Origin of the sequence: Aeromicrobium sp. IC_218, assembly GCF_004336805.1 — a bacterium.
Classification (GTDB): Bacteria; Actinomycetota; Actinomycetes; order Propionibacteriales; family Nocardioidaceae; genus Aeromicrobium.
This window is the reverse complement of record NZ_SJXM01000004.1, coordinates 143549-158889: the sequence shown is the minus strand read 5'-3', so window position 1 is coordinate 158889 and position 15341 is coordinate 143549. Positions and strand designations below refer to the sequence as shown.

15 protein-coding genes are annotated in these 15341 nt (G+C 73.3%); 6 read left to right on the top strand and 9 right to left on the bottom strand.

The window, feature by feature from the left end; translation table 11 throughout:
- Positions 1–26: 26 nt before the first annotated feature.
- The 4 genes from E0W78_RS06625 to E0W78_RS06610 form a co-directional block, all read right to left on the bottom strand.
- Positions 27–1394, bottom strand: a complete 1368-nt coding sequence (locus E0W78_RS06625) for an ABC transporter permease (protein ID WP_131403062.1) — start codon at positions 1392–1394, stop codon at positions 27–29.
- Entirely contained in the window at positions 1391–2134 is a 744-nt protein-coding gene (locus E0W78_RS06620) for an ABC transporter ATP-binding protein (protein WP_131403061.1), read from the bottom strand. The genes E0W78_RS06625 and E0W78_RS06620 overlap by 4 nt, the downstream gene beginning before the upstream one ends.
- Positions 2135–2216: 82 nt before the next feature.
- Positions 2217–2879 (bottom strand): response regulator transcription factor, encoded by a 663-nt coding sequence (locus E0W78_RS06615; protein ID WP_165570426.1) that lies wholly within the window; start codon positions 2877–2879, stop codon positions 2217–2219.
- Positions 2876–4030, bottom strand: a complete 1155-nt coding sequence (locus E0W78_RS06610) for a histidine kinase (RefSeq protein WP_131403060.1) — start codon at positions 4028–4030, stop codon at positions 2876–2878. The genes E0W78_RS06615 and E0W78_RS06610 overlap by 4 nt, the downstream gene beginning before the upstream one ends.
- Before the next feature lie 24 nt (positions 4031–4054).
- Here E0W78_RS06610 and E0W78_RS06605 point away from each other — a divergent pair, with 24 nt between their 5' ends.
- The 5 genes from E0W78_RS06605 to E0W78_RS06585 all read left to right on the top strand — a co-directional run bounded on the left by E0W78_RS06605 (position 4055) and on the right by E0W78_RS06585 (position 8744).
- A complete protein-coding gene (locus tag E0W78_RS06605; RefSeq protein WP_242686258.1) occupies positions 4055–4702 on the top strand; it encodes an HAD hydrolase-like protein in 648 nt (215 codons plus the stop codon).
- A gap of 68 nt (positions 4703–4770) precedes the next feature.
- The gene (locus E0W78_RS06600) at positions 4771–6633 is read left to right on the top strand and encodes an acyl-CoA dehydrogenase (protein ID WP_131403059.1); all 1863 of its coding nucleotides are present in this window, start codon (positions 4771–4773) and stop codon (positions 6631–6633) included.
- Positions 6634–6721: 88 nt separating this feature from the next.
- Positions 6722–7252, top strand: coding sequence for a hypothetical protein (locus E0W78_RS06595; protein WP_131403058.1), 531 nt, complete (start codon positions 6722–6724; stop codon positions 7250–7252).
- A gap of 9 nt (positions 7253–7261) precedes the next feature.
- A complete protein-coding gene (locus E0W78_RS06590; RefSeq protein ID WP_131403057.1) occupies positions 7262–8203 on the top strand; it encodes an oxidoreductase in 942 nt (313 codons plus the stop codon).
- Between the two features lie 70 nt (positions 8204–8273).
- On the top strand, positions 8274–8744 hold the full coding sequence (locus E0W78_RS06585) for a GNAT family N-acetyltransferase (protein ID WP_165570425.1): 471 nt from the start codon (positions 8274–8276) through the stop codon (positions 8742–8744).
- 68 nt (positions 8745–8812) lie between these two features.
- Here E0W78_RS06585 and E0W78_RS06580 read toward each other — a convergent pair whose 3' ends face one another.
- Positions 8813–9385, bottom strand: coding sequence for a TetR/AcrR family transcriptional regulator (locus tag E0W78_RS06580; protein WP_131403055.1), 573 nt, complete (start codon positions 9383–9385; stop codon positions 8813–8815).
- A gap of 96 nt (positions 9386–9481) precedes the next feature.
- On the opposite strand from E0W78_RS06580, the gene E0W78_RS06575 reads away from it, so the two are divergent.
- The gene (locus tag E0W78_RS06575; RefSeq protein WP_131403054.1) at positions 9482–10336 is read left to right on the top strand and encodes an alpha/beta hydrolase; all 855 of its coding nucleotides are present in this window, start codon (positions 9482–9484) and stop codon (positions 10334–10336) included.
- Between the two features lies 1 nt (position 10337).
- Here the strand turns inward: E0W78_RS06575 and E0W78_RS06570 are convergent, their stop codons facing one another.
- From E0W78_RS06570 to pdhA, 4 genes are read right to left on the bottom strand one after another with little or no spacing between them, the layout of a single operon-like run.
- Positions 10338–11639: an MFS transporter gene (locus E0W78_RS06570; RefSeq protein ID WP_131403053.1), complete on the bottom strand. Its 1302-nt coding sequence runs from the start codon at positions 11637–11639 to the stop codon at positions 10338–10340.
- Positions 11640–11681: 42 nt separating this feature from the next.
- Complete coding sequence (locus E0W78_RS06565; protein WP_131403052.1) at positions 11682–12986, bottom strand: dihydrolipoamide acetyltransferase family protein; 1305 nt, start codon at positions 12984–12986, stop codon at positions 11682–11684.
- Between the two features lie 10 nt (positions 12987–12996).
- Complete coding sequence (locus E0W78_RS06560; protein WP_131403051.1) at positions 12997–13968, bottom strand: alpha-ketoacid dehydrogenase subunit beta; 972 nt, start codon at positions 13966–13968, stop codon at positions 12997–12999.
- Positions 13965–15092 carry a pyruvate dehydrogenase (acetyl-transferring) E1 component subunit alpha gene (pdhA, locus tag E0W78_RS06555; RefSeq protein WP_131403050.1) on the bottom strand — a complete coding sequence of 376 codons (1128 nt, stop codon included), beginning with the start codon at positions 15090–15092 and terminating at the stop codon, positions 13965–13967. The genes E0W78_RS06560 and pdhA overlap by 4 nt, the downstream gene beginning before the upstream one ends.
- Positions 15093–15341: the final 249 nt, after the last annotated feature.

The following is a 15341-nucleotide window of genomic DNA, read 5'->3' as shown; positions in this document are numbered from 1 at the left end:
TCGCAGGGAGGCGGGCGTCGTCGTTCCTAGCCGCGGAGCGCGGCCAGCGGGGTCCCGCGCAGGTTGTCGCGCAGCGGCGCGAGCGCCGCGCCCACGGCCAGGGCCATCGTGACCACGGCCAGCGCGAGCAGCAGCCACCACGGCACGACCGGCGCCACCACGTGCTCGCGCACCACCGAGCCCATGAGGCTCTGCGCGCCGGCCCAGCCGACGAACGTCCCCAGCAGCAGGCCGGCCGTGACCGCCCCGAGCCCGAGCCGGGCGCTCTCGCCGATCGTCACCGCGCGGACGTCCGCCCGCGACTGGCCGAGCACCCGCATGAGCCCGGTCTCGCGGCGGCGCATGCGCGCCCCCAGGCCGATCGTCTGGCACAGGCCGATCGCCGAGATGAGCGCGGCCGCGCTGACCATCACCGAGACGACGCCGGCGAGCACCATCGTCGTGTCCGCCGCCCCCTCGGCGCCGCTCGTGCCCTCGTACATCCGGTCCACCGCGCGGTCGAGCGTGGCCGAGGCGACCACGAACATCGTCACGACCGACACGATCACCACGACGCCCGCGGCCGTGCGGCCGGTCCGCTCGGGGTTGTGGGCCAGGCGGCGCTGGGCCAGCACCCCCGACGGCGTGCTCGGCCACAGCCGGCCGAGCAGGTTCAGCCAGCGCGGGAACAGCGCCGGTGCGCTGAGCACCACGCCGAAGGCCAGCAGCGGCCCGCCGAGCAGCCCGAGGTAGGCCGCCTGCGGCGCGAGGACGCCGCCCGCCGCGGCCCCGCCGACTCCCAGCAGTCCGAGCACGACGAGCACCCGGGCGACCGCCGTCCAGCGCGGCGGCTCGGCCGGCGCACCGGTCTCCACCGCAGCGGCGGCGCCGAGCGCCTGGGCCGGCTGCACGTCGAGCACCGCGGACGACCCGCGCCAGGCGGCCAGCACCGCGGTCAGCAGCACCCCCGCGCACGGGACGACGACCAGCGGCTCGACCACGCCCGAGCGCAGGCCGCCGCCGACGGTGACCCCGATGACCGCGTTGATCGCCACGCCGCCGACGAGTCCCGCGGCGACGCCCAGCACGCCGGTGCGCAGGCCGTCCCTCACCACGAGCCGGCGCTCCTGGGCGACGGACGACCCGAGCAGCCGGCGCAGCGCGACGTCGCGCGCCCGCGACGCGGTCACCACCGCGTACGCGTTGGTCAGCACGGTCGCGCTCACCACCACGGCGACGACCAGGAAGCCCGTGCCCAGGATGGCCAGCACCTCGCGCGACCCGTCACCGGTGAAGCCGTTCTCGCGCGAGATCCGGCCGAGCATGACGATCGTGGTCAGCAGCACGGTCGCGTAGGCGGTCACCAGCGCGACCACCACGAGGCTCGTGACCGAGCCCGGTCCGCGGCGCCTCACGAAGCCCGCACCAGGTCGAGCATCGTGCGCGCGATGGCCTCGTCGTCGGCGTCGTCCAGCGCGTCGACCACGCGGCCGTCGCGCAGGAACAGCGTCCGGTCGGCGTGCGAGGCGGCCGTCGCGTCATGGGTGACCATGACGACGGTGCAGCCCAGGCTGCGGACGAGCTCGCCGAGCAGGCTCAGCACCGCCCGCCCGGTGGCGACGTCGAGGTTGCCGGTCGGCTCGTCGGCGAACACGACCGACGGGGTGCGCACGAGCGCCCGCGCGATCGCGACCCGCTGCTGCTGGCCGCCGGACAGCTCGTGCGGGAGCCGCTCGAGCAGGCCGGCCAGGCCGAGCCGGTCGGTCAGCGTCGCCTCCCAGGCGCCGTCCGGACGCACGGGCGGACGCTCGAACGACAGCGGCAGGCGCAGGTTCTCGCGCACGGTCAGGTCGGGCACGAGGTTGAAGGACTGGAAGACGAAGCCCATGCGACGACGGCGCACCGTGGTGAGCTCCTCGTCGTCCATCGCGGTGAGGTCGTCGCCGTCGAGCAGGACCGTGCCCTCGGACGGCTGGTCGAGCCCGGCGAGCAGGTGCATGAGCGTGGACTTGCCCGAGCCGCTCGGCCCCATGACGGCGATGAACTCCCCCGCGTCGAGCGCGAGGTCGATGCCGTCGACGGCGTGGACGGTCTGGGGTCCGGACTGGTAGCTGCGGCGCAGGCCGCGGGCCTGCAGGACGGGTGTCGTGGTCATGGCACCGACGCTAGGGACGCGGCACCCCTCCCCACCTCGGCCGCGGGTACCGACCTGCTCGTCCTGCGGTACCGACCTGCCCCTACGCCAGGAGGCCGTGCTCGTGCGCGAACACGACGAGCTGCACGCGGTCGCGCAGGCCGAGCTTGGCCAGGACGCTGCTCACGTGGGTCTTGACCGTCGACTCGCTGAGGTGCTCGGCCGCGGCGATCTCGGCGTTGCTGAGCCCCCGGCCGGCGTGCACGAAGACCGTCCGCTCACGCTCGGTGAGCCGCTCGTAGGCCGGCGGCACCGGACGCGCGGCGGCGGGCCGGTCGAGCAGGGCGGTCAGGTCGCCGGGCGTCATGACCGCGTTGCCGGCGTGGACGGTGCGGATCGCGGCGCAGAGGAACTCCGGCGTGGCGTCCTTGAGCAGGAAGCCGCTAGCCCCGGCCCGGATGGCCGACGCCGCCGCGTCGTCGAGGTGGAAGGTGGTCAGGACGACCACGCGCAGCGGGTGGGTGCGGGCCTGGACGCGCGCCGGGTCGAACAGCGCCCGCGTGGCCTCGACGCCGTCCATGACCGGCATGCGCAGGTCCATCAGGACCACGTCGGGCCGCTCGCGCTCGACGACGTCCAGCGCCTCCCGCCCGTCGCCGGCCTGGCCGACGACCTCCATGTCGGGCTGGGCGTCGACGACCACCGCCACGCCGGCGCGGAAGAGCGCCTGGTCGTCGACCAGGACGAGGCGGATCGGCTCGCTCACGACGCCACCTCCGCCGGGACGAACGCCTCGGCCCGGTACTCGTCGGCCGAGCGCTCCAGGGTCAGCGTGCCGCCGAGCTCGGCCAGCCGGGCCCGCATGCCGACCGTGCCGTAGCCGGGCACCGCGTCGGCCGCGTCGGGCGCGACCGGGTTGCGGACGGTGATGCGCACGCCGCCCTCGCCCCAGTGCTCGTCGAGCCGGACGGTGCCAGGCGTGCCGTGCCGCACGGCGTTGGTCAGCATCTCCTGCACGACCCGGAACCGTACGTGCTCCGCGGACGCCGGGAGCGGGCGCGGGTCGCCGACCCGGTTCCGGACGACCTCGCGACCGGTCGCCTCGACCCGGCGCACGAGCGCGTCCAGGTCGCCGGGCCGCGGCTCGTCCAGCCGCGAGAGCACGGCGCGCACCTCGGCCAGCGACCCGCGCGCGGTCTCGGCGATCGTCTCCACCGTCCGGTCGACGGCGGTGCGGTCGTCGGCGGGCAGGAACCGCACCGAGTCGGCCTGCGCGACGATGACCGCCAGCGAGTGCCCCACGACGTCGTGCACCTCGCGCGCCAGCTCGGCGTGCGACTGCTCGAGGCCGGCGATCTCGCGCGCCGTCGCGGCGTCGCGCTCGGCCTGCTCGCGGCCCAGCCGGCTGTCGCGGGCCTGGGCGGCGACGCGCACGAGCAGGCCGCTGACCCAGCCCAGGCCGAGCACCGCGAAGGCCGCGACCCCGACGGCCAGGGCCGACTCGACGGAGTTGACCACCACGAAGTCGCCGGCGGTCCGGGCCTGCGTCCGCAGCACCAGGTAGGTCACCGCGAGGACCGGTCCGACGACGCACGACGCCGCGGCCGCCACCACGAGCGGCCGGCGTCCGTAGGCCGCGCAGGCGTAGACGACGGCGGCGGTGCCGAGCTGGACGTAGCCCGGGTCGCTCAGCGTGGCCATCTGCACCAGCGCCGACAGCCAGGCCACGGCGAGCGCCAGCGCCGGGGCGACCCGGCGCAGCGCCACGGCGGGAGCCATGACGAGCAGCGCGGCCAGCCCGCCGTTGCCGGCGCCGTACTGCGGGCTCAGCAGCAGCCCGAAGGCGGTGAAGGCGACGGCCAGCGGCACGTCGACCCACAGCCGGTCGGGTCGCTGCAGGGACGAGAGGCCGGGCACGAGCACACAGCCTAGGGTCGGGGCGTGACCTGCACCGGCTTCGACCTCGACATGACCCTCATCGACTCCCGACCCGGCATCAAGGCGGTCTACGACGAGCTCGCGGCGCGCACCGGCACCTTCATCGACTCCGACCTGGTCGTGTCGCGGCTCGGACCGCCCGTCGAGGCCGAGCTCGCGAACTGGTTCCCGGCCGAGGACGTCCCGGCGATGGCCGACCGCTACCGCGCCCTGTACCCGGCGATCGCCGTCGACCGGGTGACGCTGCTGCCCGGCGCCCGCGAGGCGCTCGAGGCCGCGGCCGAGCGCGGCCGCACCCTGCTGATCACGGCCAAGGCCCAGCGCAACGCGGTGCTGCACGTCCAGCACCTGCACCTGCCGGTCGACGCGGTCCACGGCGACGTGTGGCGCGGCGGCAAGGCGGACGTCCTGACGCAGGAGTCGGCCACCCTCTACGTCGGCGACCACGTGCACGACATGGAGGCCGCGCGGCTGGCCGGCGTGCCGGGCGTCGGCGTCACCACCGGACCCTGCTCGGCCGCCGAGCTGACCGCCGCCGGCGCCGCACTGGTGCTCGGCTCGCTGGCCGACCTGCCGGCCCGGCTGGCCGATTCCGACCCCGCCCTTGTCGCAGGCACCCCGACGGGGGATACTGAAGTTACTAACCAGTAGCACGCTGGCCTCCTCGCCTCGTGCCGCTGGGGTCCCGGCACCAGAGACACCCTGTGAGGAACCGGCCCATGAGCCACTACAAGAGCAACCTGCGCGACGTCGAGTTCAACCTCTTCGAGCTGTTCGACCGAGGCTCCGTCCTCGGCCAGGGCCCCTTCGACGAGGTCGACGCCGACACCGCGCGGAGCATCCTGGGCGAGATCGAGCGCCTCTCCCGCGAGGACCTCGCGACCTCCTTCGAGGACGCCGACCGCAACCCGCCGGTCTTCGACCCCGCGACCAGCTCGGCGGTCATGAACGAGGCGTTCGCGAAGTCCTACAAGACGTGGATGGACGCCGAGTGGTGGCGCATGCAGATCCCCGAGGAGCTCGGCGGCCAGCGCGTCCCCAGCTCGCTCGTGTGGGGCTCGGCCGAGTTCGTCCTGGGCGCCAACCCGGCCATCTGGATGTACTCCGCCGGCGCCGGCTTCTCGCGCATCGTGTTCGAGAACGGCACCGAGCGCGACAAGAAGATCGCCGAGCACATGGTCGAGCGCCAGTGGGGCGCCACGATGGTGCTGACCGAGCCCGACGCCGGCTCCGACGTCGGCGCCGGCCGCACCAAGGCGACGCTGAACGAGGACGGCACCTGGAACATCCAGGGCGTCAAGCGCTTCATCACGTCGGCCGAGCACGACATGAGCGAGAACATCATGCACCTCGTGCTCGCGCGCCCCGTGGGCATCGAGGGCGTCGGCGGCCCGGGCACCAAGGGCCTGAGCCTGTTCCTCGTCCCCAAGCACCACTTCGACCTCGAGACCGGCGACCTGACCGGCGAGCGCAACGGCGCCTACGTCACCAACGTCGAGAAGAAGATGGGCCTCAAGGTGTCCACGACCTGCGAGGTCACCTTCGGCGAGAAGGAGCCGGCCCGCGGCTGGCTGCTCGGCGAGGTGCACAACGGCATCGCGCAGATGTTCCAGGTCATCGAGAACGCCCGCATGATGGTCGGCGCCAAGGCCATCGCGACGCTGTCGACCGGCTACCTCAACGCGCTCGAGTACGCCAAGGAGCGCGTCCAGGGCGCCGACCTGACGCAGTCCGCCGACAAGACGGCCCCGCGCGTCACCATCACGCACCACCCCGACGTGCGCCGCTCGCTCATGACCCAGAAGGCCTACGCGGAGGGCATGCGCTCGCTCATGCTCTACACCGCCACCTTCCAGGACGCGATCATGGTCAAGAAGGCGGCCGGCGAGGACGCCGCGCTCGAGGAGTCGATGAACGACTTCCTGCTCCCGATCGTCAAGGGCTACGGCTCGGAGCGCTCCTGGACGCTGCTGGGCACCGAGTCCCTGCAGACGTTCGGCGGCTCGGGCTTCCTGCAGGAGTACCCGATCGAGCAGTACGTCCGCGACGCCAAGATCGACACCCTCTACGAGGGCACCACGGCGATCCAGGGCCAGGACCTGTTCTTCCGCAAGATCGTGAAGGACAAGGGCCGCGCGATCGGCCACATGAACGAGCAGATCCAGTCGTTCATCGACAACGAGTCGGGCAACGGCCGGCTCAAGCTCGAGCGCGACCTGCTGGCCAAGGGCCTGGAGGACACCCAGGCGATCCTGGGCGCGGTCTTCAACGACCTCATGGCGTCCAACCCGGCCGACGAGAAGGGCGACCTGAAGAACCTGTACAAGGTCGGCCTCAACACCACCCGTCTGCTGTACGTCCTGGGCGACATGGTGACCTCGTGGCTGCTGCTGCGCGGCGCCGAGGTGGCGCTGGCCAAGCTCGACGGCACGCCGTCGGCCGCCGACAAGGCGTTCTACGAGGGCAAGGTCGCCGCGGCGCAGTTCTTCGCGCGCCAGGTGCTGCCGAAGATCACCGCCGAGCGCGCCATCGCCGAGGCCGTCGACCTCGACGTCATGGAGCTCGACGAGTCGGCGTTCTGACCCGTCCCGATCCACGCGGAGCGGCCCCCGAGCACGACTCGGGGGCCGCTTCGGCGTCCCGGCGGTGCCCGTGTGCGAGGGTGAGCCAGTGAGACCGACGAGCCCGCTGTGGTACCTGCTCGCGCTGCTGCTGGCCCTCGGCTCCTGGATGGCCGCCGCCGCGATCGCGGCCGGCGACTGGGACCCGATGCGCGACGCCGAGGTCACCCGCGTGCGCGACCGGCTGCCCGACGACGCCGGCTCCGGGCGGGTCGCCGCGTACACCGACACGCTGCAGCCCGAGCGCGACCTGTCCTGCGTCCTGGTCCACGGCTCGAAGGCGACGCGCACCGAGTCGCCGCTGCACGACCCCGGCGTCGAGCTGACCACCGAGCAGGACGGCATCACCTGGCACCTGGTGGCCGTGTCCGACCCCGGCACCGACCGGTCCGGCACCGCCGTCCGCTGCCGCATGGACGACGAGGTCGTCGACACCGCGGCGTACGCCTGGGCCACCGTGCCGGACCCGAGCGCCGCCCGCACGGGCCAGGGCGTCGGCGCCCTCGGCACCGCGCTGGCCGTCGGCCTGGCCGGCTGGACCGCCTACGGACGCCACCGGGTGCGTGCCTCCGCCCGGTAGCGTCGCGGCATGACCTGGACGACGGCCGACATCGGCGACCTGACCGGACGACGTGTGCTGCTGACCGGCGTGACCGGTGGCCTGGGCCACCACACCGCCCTCGAGCTGGCCCGGCACGGCGCCGACCTGGTGGTCACCGCGCGCGACGCGGCCAAGGCCGAGCGCACGGTCGCCGACGTCCGGCGCGAGGTGCCCGGCGCGTCGATCGAGACGGTGTCGCTGGACCTGGCCGACCTCGCCGACGTCCACCGGGCCGCCAAGGACGTGCTCGCCCGGTTCGACCGCGTGGACGTGATGGTCGACAACGCCGGCATCATGATCCCGCCCTACCGCACCACCGCCGACGGGTTCGAGCTGCAGATGGGCACGAACCACCTCGGGCACTTCGCCTGGGCGGCCCAGCTGTGGCCGCTGCTGCGCTCCAGCGAAGCCCGCGTCGTCACCGTCTCCTCGCTCGCCCACGCCCAGGCCCGCGACCTCGACCTGCGCGTGCTGACGCCCGAGGGCTCGCCGCGTCCCTACCGCCGCTGGCGCGCGTACGCGGAGTCCAAGCTGGCGAACCTGTCGTTCGCGCTCGAGCTCGACCGCCGCGTCAAGGCGGCCGGGCTCGGCGTCGTCAGCGTCGCGGCGCACCCAGGCATCGCCAGCACGAACCTCACCCGGACCGGTCTGGGCATGGGACGCTCCGCCCTGCTCACGAACGCCGTGCACCAGGTCTCGCGGCTGGCCTCGCAGTCGGCGGAGGCCGGGTCCTGGCCCCTGCTCATGGCCGCGACCGACCCGGCGCTCGCCGGCGGCGAGTACGTCGGGCCGCTCGGTCCGGGGCAGACGCGTGGACGTCCCGGCGTCGTCGGATCGACCCGGCTGGCCCGCGATCCCGAGCTCGCGCAGCGGCTCTGGGCGGCGTCCGAACGGGCCACGGGGGTGCCCTTCGACGTCGCCGGGAAGTGATGCGGCGACGGGCGCCCGACTCGCGTACCGACGGAATGTGACATAACGTAGGGAAGCGATGAGCCCAGTCATGACAGAGACCACGACCATCCGCCCCATCGCCGACGCCGACCTCGGCACGATCGTCGAGCTGAACCAGGACGCCCTGGAGGGCGTCGGGCCGCTCGACGTCGACAGCGCCGCGGCCCTCGTCGACATGGCCCACCAGGCCCTCGTGATGGAGGACGACGGCGACATCGCCGGCTTCGTCATCACCCTGCCGACCGACGCGCCGTACGACTCCAGCCGCTACCGCTGGTTCGAGGACCGGCTCGAGGACTACGTCTACCTCGACCGCATCGTCGTGTCGGCCGACCACCGACGCAAGGGCGTCGCCTCCCGGCTGTACGACGCGATCGAGGGCGACCTGCCCATCGCGCTGGAGGTCTACGACCACAACGAGGCGTCGCTGGCCTTCCACGACGGCCGCGGCTTCCGCAAGGTCGGCGAGCTGACCGAGGACGGCCCGACGAACATCATGATGGTGCGCCCGGCCGCCTGAGCCTGCCGCACGACGACGAAGGGGACCCCGCACGAGCGGGGTCCCCTTCGTCGTGGGTGGAGCGTCGGTCAGGCCGGCACGGTGGCGGCGAGCTCGGTGTCGACCAGCACCTCGGCCGCGCGGCGCGCGACGCGGGCGGTCTCGCCCCCACCGGTGATGGCGGCCGTCGTCTGCGCGCCCTCGGCGAGCAGGGCCAGTTGGGCGGCGAGCTCACGGCTGCCGCCGATCTCGTCCACCAGGGCGGCGACGTGCTCGACGAAGTCGGCCTTCTGGCTGCGCACCAGGTCGGCGACGACGGGGGACGTGCCCCCCACCTCGCCGAACGCGTTGATGAACGCGCAGCCGCGGAAGTCGTCCTCGCAGAACCAGCGCTCGAGGAAGTCGAAGACGGCCAGCAGTCGCTCGCGCGGCGTGCCGGCGGCCGCCGCAGCGCCCGCCACGCCCTCGTTCCAGAGCGCGCTGCGTCCGCGCAGCACCGCGACCACGAGGTCGTCCTTGGAGGGGAACAGCGCGTAGATGCGCTTGAGCGACACGCCGGACCGGCTGCGGACCGCGTCCATGCCCACGCCGCGGATGCCGCGTGCGTAGAAGAGCGCGTCCGCCGCGTCGACGACCCGTCGTCGGGCTTCGTCGTCGTCCATTCACCTACCCCCTCTTGCGCCGAGAATGGTCGTTCTCTATCGTAGCCGACAGGCGGAGAACGACCGTTCTCCCACTCGGATCGAGAGGACCCACCCATGGCACTCATCACCGTCGGCCAGCAGAACAGCACCCCGGTAGAGCTCTCCTACACTGACGAGGGCACCGGCCAGCCGGTCGTCCTGATCCACGGCTACCCGCTCGACGGCTCGTCCTGGGAGCGCCAGACGCGCGAGCTCGTCGCGGCCGGCCACCGCGTCCTGACCTACGACCGCCGCGGCTTCGGCTCGTCGAGCAAGGTCGGCGAGGGCTACGACTACGACACCTTCGCCGCCGACCTCGACGCCTTCCTGACCACCCTCGACCTGCGCGACGTGATCCTGGTCGGCTTCTCGATGGGCACCGGCGAGCTCGCCCGCTACGTCGCCAACCACGGCCACGACCGCGTCGCCGGCCTGGCCTTCCTGGCCTCGCTCGAGCCGTTCCTGCTGCAGACCGACGACAACGCCACGGGCGTGCCCGGCGACGTCTTCGACGGCATCCGCGAGAACGCCCACGCCGACCGCTTCGCCTGGTTCACCAGCTTCTACCAGGACTTCTACAACCTGGACGAGACGCTGGGCAGCCGCATCAGCGAGGAGGCCGTCCGCGCCAGCTGGAACACCGCCACCCGCTCGGCCCCGGTCGCCGCCTACGCCGTGGTCGACAGCTGGATCGAGGACTTCCGCCCCGACGTCGCCGCCGTCCGCGCGACCGGCCTGCCGACGCTCATCCTGCACGGCACCGCCGACCGCATCCTGCCGATCGACTCGACCGGACGCCCGTTCCACGAGGCGGTGCCCGAGGCCGAGTACGTCGAGGTCGAGGGCGCCCCGCACGGCCTGCTCTGGACCCACGCCGACGACGTGAACCGCGCGCTGCTCGGCTTCGTCGAGCGCGTCCGCCAGGGCTGACCTAGCCCAGGCCGGTCATGTGCCGCTTCGCGTCCGGGTCCTGCTCCAGCAGCAGGGCCCGGGCGCGGCGGCGGTTGCGCCAGATCATCGTGATGCCCAGCGCCCACAGCACGTACTGGCACGACATCGCCCAGCGGAACGCCTCGGGCGTGTAGGCGGTGGAGGCGCCGGGCGTGCGCCAGTCGAGCACGAGGCCGATGGCCACCACGAGCAGCAGGCTGGCCAGGAAGCCGCCCTGGTTGATGATCCCCGTGGCGGTCGAGAGCCGCTCGGACGGGTTGGACGAGCGTCCGAGGTCGAAGCCGATCATCGAGGCCGGGCCACCGAGACCGGCCATGACCACGAGCACCACCAGCATCCACAGAGGCGCGTCCCCGGGCCAGGCCAGCACGACCGTCCACGAGAGGGCGATCGCGGTGGCGACGCCCATGGCGATCGTCGAGCGGTACCAGGGGTGGCGCGCCACGACCGAGCCGACGACCGGGCCCGCCGAGATGGTCGCCAGCACCATGACCGTCAGCAGGACGCCCGCCGTGGTCTCGCTGAGGTGCTCCGCACGCACCAGGAACGGGTAGCCCCAGAGCATCGACAGCGCCGTGCCGCTGAACTGGGTCGTGAAGTGCACCCAGAAGCCGGTGCGGGTCCCGGGCTCGGCCCACGACCGCGTGATGCCGTCGCGGACGAGCGACCACGACAGCCGCGGCCCGCGCAGCGAGCGGACCTCCGGCGTGTCGTGCAGGACGACCGCCGCCACCACCGTCATGACGACGCCCAGCACGGCGGCGACGCCGTACGCGCGCGTCCAGCCCAGGTGCGACAGCGCCCAGGTCATCGGCAGCGCGGCCACCAGCGCACCGGTCTGCCCGACGACGCCGGTCAGCTGCGTGACCACGGGGATGCGGCGCGGCGTGAACCACTCGTTCACCTGACGCAGCACGGCGGTGAACGTCATCGCGTCGCCCAGCCCCACGAACACCCGCGCGACCAGGGCGGTCGGGTACGACTCGGCGAGCGCGAACCCGGCTTGGGCCAGTGCCATGATCGCGGTGCCGGTGATCATGACCGCGCGGGCGCCGAAGCGGTCGATGAGCAGCCCGACCGGGATCTGCATGCCGGCGTAGACCACCAGCTGCAGCATCGTGAACGTCGACAGCTGCGCGGCGGTGATGTCGAAGCGCTCGGCGGCGGCCAGGCCGGCGACCGCGAGCGAGGACCGGTGGAAGACCGCGAGGAAGTAGACCGCGAGTCCCACCGACCAGACGAGGTACGCCGTCGCGCTGTTCCTCGACGACGGTTGCCTCACCCGACCATCGTAGGAAGCCGCGCGTCGGCGCACCCCACCGGCTCAGTACGTGAGCGCGGCCCCCGGGTCGTGGAGCAGGCCCGCGACGTCGGCCAGGAGCCCGGCCCCCTGCTGGCCGTCGACCACGCGGTGGTCGAAGGTCAGCGCCAGGGTCATGACGTGGCGCGCGACGACGTCGGCGCCGACCACCCACGGCCGCTTCGCGATGCGGCCGGTGGCCAGGATGCCGGTCTGGCCCGGCGGCAGGATCGGGGTGCCGCCGTCGATGCCGAACACGCCGATGTTGGTGATCGAGAACGTCCCGCCCGACAGGTCGGCCGGCTGGGCCTTGCCCGACCGGGCCAGCTCGACGACCTCGCCGATCGCGCCCGCCAGGCCGGGACCGTCGAGTCGCTCGGCGTCGCGCACCACCGGGACGAGCAGCCCGCGGTCGGTGGCGGCCGCGATGCCCAGGTGCACGCCCTCGTGCCGGACGATCTCGGCACCCCCGTCGGTGTCGCGCCACGACGAGTTCAGCTCGGGGTGGCGACGCAGAGCGAGGGTGACCGCCTTCGCCACCAGCAGCAGCGGGGTGACCCGCACGCCGTCGTACGCCCGGTCGCGACGCAGCCGCTCGACCAGCTCGACCGTGGCCGTGACGTCGGTGTCGACCCAGGTGGTCACGTGCGGGGCGGTGAACGCCGAGTGCACCATCGCGTCGGCGGTCGCCTTGCGCACGCCGCGCACCGTCGTCGCCGTGCCCGCAGCGGGCGCGGACACCGGCGGCCGGGCGAATGCCTCGACGTCGTCGCGGGTGACGACCTCGCCGTCGTGCGGCACGGACGCCAGGTCGACGTCAAGGTCGCGGGCCAGCTTGCGGACCGGCGGCTTGGCCAGCACCTTCGGCGACGGCTTCTGCGCCACCTTCTCGGTGTCGACCGAGGCGACGTGGCGCGGCCGGCGGACGTTCGCGCCGGGCACCTTGGGCCCGTAGCCGACGAGCACGGGCTCGCGCTTGGGTGCGGCCGGCTCGGCGTCCGCGGTCGGCGCAGGCTCCTCTTCGACCGGCTCCCCTTCGACCGACTCCGCGACCGGAGCCGCCACGACCTCCGGCTCGGGCTCCGGGGCCGCCGCCTCGTCGCCGAAGCGGACGATCGGGGTGCCCACCGGCACCGTCTCGCCCTCGGGGACGAGCAGCGCGCCGACCGTGCCGGCGAACGGGCTGGGCAGCTCGACGACCGACTTCGCCGTCTCGATGTCGACGATCGGCTGGTTGACCTCGACGACGTCGCCGGGCTGCACGTGCCAGGTGACGATCTCGGCCTCGGTCAGGCCCTCTCCGACGTCGGGCAGGTTGAACACGTCCATGCAGGTCTCCTCAGAACGCCAGCGAGCGGTCGACGGCGTCCAGCACGCGGTCGAGGTCGGGCAGGAACTCGTCCTCGACCCGGCTGGCCGGGTAGGGCAGGTCGTAGCCGGTCACGCGCAGCACGGGGGCCTCGAGCGAGTAGAAGCACTCCTCCTGCACCCGGGCGGCGATCTCGGCGCCGAGGCCGAGCGTGCGCGCGGCCTCGTGGACGACGATCGCGCGGCCGGTGCGACGCACCGACTCGTGCACGGGCGCCAGGTCGAGCGGCGAGAGCGTGCGCAGGTCGACGACCTCGAGCTCGCGCCCCTCGGCCTGGGCCGCCTCCGCGGCGTCCAGGCACGTGCGGACCATCGGGCCGTAGGCGAGCAGCGTCGCGTCCGCGCCCTCGCGGACGACCCGGGACACGTGCAGCGGGGTGTCCTCGTCGCCGACCTCGCCGTTCTCCCAGTAGCGCCGCTTGGGCTCCATGAAGACGATCGGGTCGTCGCTGGCGATCGCCTGCTGGATCATCCAGTACGCGTCGTGGGCGTTGGACGGCGACACGACCTTGAGCCCGGCGGTCAGGACGAACTGGCCCTCGGGGCTCTCGGAGTGGTGCTCGACCGCGCCGATGCCGCCGCCGAACGGGATGCGGATGACCATCGGCATCTTCACCTGGCCGCTGCTGCGGGCGTGCAGCTTCGCGACCTGACTGACGATCTGGTCGTACGCGGGGTAGACGAAGCCGTCGAACTGGATCTCCACGACCGGCCGGAAGCCGCGCATGGCCAGGCCGACCGCGGCGCCGACGATGCCGGACTCGCCCAGGGGCGTGTCGATGACCCGCCCCTCGCCGAAGTCCTTCTGCAGCCCGTCGGTGACGCGGAAGACGCCGCCGAGGCGGCCGACGTCCTCACCCATGACCAGCACGTGGCGGTCGGTGTCCATCGCGGCCCGCAGGCCGGCGTTGATCGCCTTGGCGATGCTCATCTTCTGAGTCATGCTGCACCTCCCTCGAACGAGCTGCGGTAGGCGACGTAGGCCGCCTTCTGCTCGGCCAGCTCCGGGGTGCCCTCGGCGTGGACGCGGTCGAACATGTCGGCGAGGTCCGGCTCGGGCAGCGCCTTGCAGGCCTCGCGCAGGTGCCGGCCGAGCGCCTCGGCCTCGGCGTCGAGGTCGGCGAAGTACGACTCCTCGATGCCCTCGGCCTCCAGGTGGCGGCGCAGCCGCAGCAGCGGGTCGCGCTCCTTCCAGTGCTCGACCTCCTGCGGGTCGCGGTAGCGCGTGGGGTCGTCGGACGTCGTGTGCGGACCGACCCGGTAGGTCACCGCCTCGACCAGCGTCGGGCCCTCGCCGTTGCGCGCCCGCTGGAGCGCGGCCGAGACGACCGCCTGCACGGCGAGCACGTCGTTGCCGTCGACCCGGACGCCCGGGAAGCCGAAGCCCTCGGCGCGCTGGGCGAGCGGCACGTGGGTCTGGCGCTCGAGCGGCACCGAGATCGCGTACTGGTTGTTCTGGCACAGGAAGACGACCGGGGCGTGGAAGCTGGCCGCCCACACGAACGCCTCGTTGACGTCGCCCTGGCTGGTCGCCCCGTCGCCGAAGCAGGCCAGGACGGCGCTGTCGCGCTCGGCGTCGGCGTGGCCGACCTGGTCGTCCAGGCCCAGGCCCATCGCGTAGCCGACCGCGTGCAGCGTCTGGGCGCCGATGACGATCGAGTACAGCGCCATGCCCGCCTCGGTGGGGTCCCAGCCGCCGAGGTCGGAGCCGCGGAACAGCCCGAGCAGCTTCACCGGGTCGATGCCGCGGGTCCAGGCCAGGCCGTGCTCGCGATAGGTCGGGAAGACGAAGTCCTGGTTCTGCAGCGCGCGGCCGGCGCCGACCTGCGCGGCCTCCTGGCCGAGGCAGGGCGCCCACAGGCCGAGCTCGCCGTGCCGCTGCAGGGCGTGGGCCTCGGTGTCGACGCGGCGGACGAGGAACAGGTCGCGGTACAGGCCGCAGAGGGTGGCGACGTCGCCGTCCCAGCGGTACTCGGGGTGCTCGCGTCGGCGGCCGTCCGGGGCCAGGAGCTGTACCAGGTCGTGCTCGGCGAGCACGTCGGTGCGGGGTTGCGTGGGTACGGTCATGCGCTGGCCCTTCGTCGGACGGCCCGGGGTCACCGGTCCGCGTACTCAGGTGCGCCGGGACGAACGGGGGTGGTGCCGTCCGCGTCGCACAGGGCGTGACCCAGGTCACGTCCTGGCAGCACCGTAGCGGACGCCCGGGCACGAGACCAGGCCGCGCGACCGCCTGAAACATGACACCGCGTCATTTAACAGAACTGTTCGCTCGCGAGCCTGGACCCGAAGCGTCGCGTTCCTAGCGTCGTCCTGCCG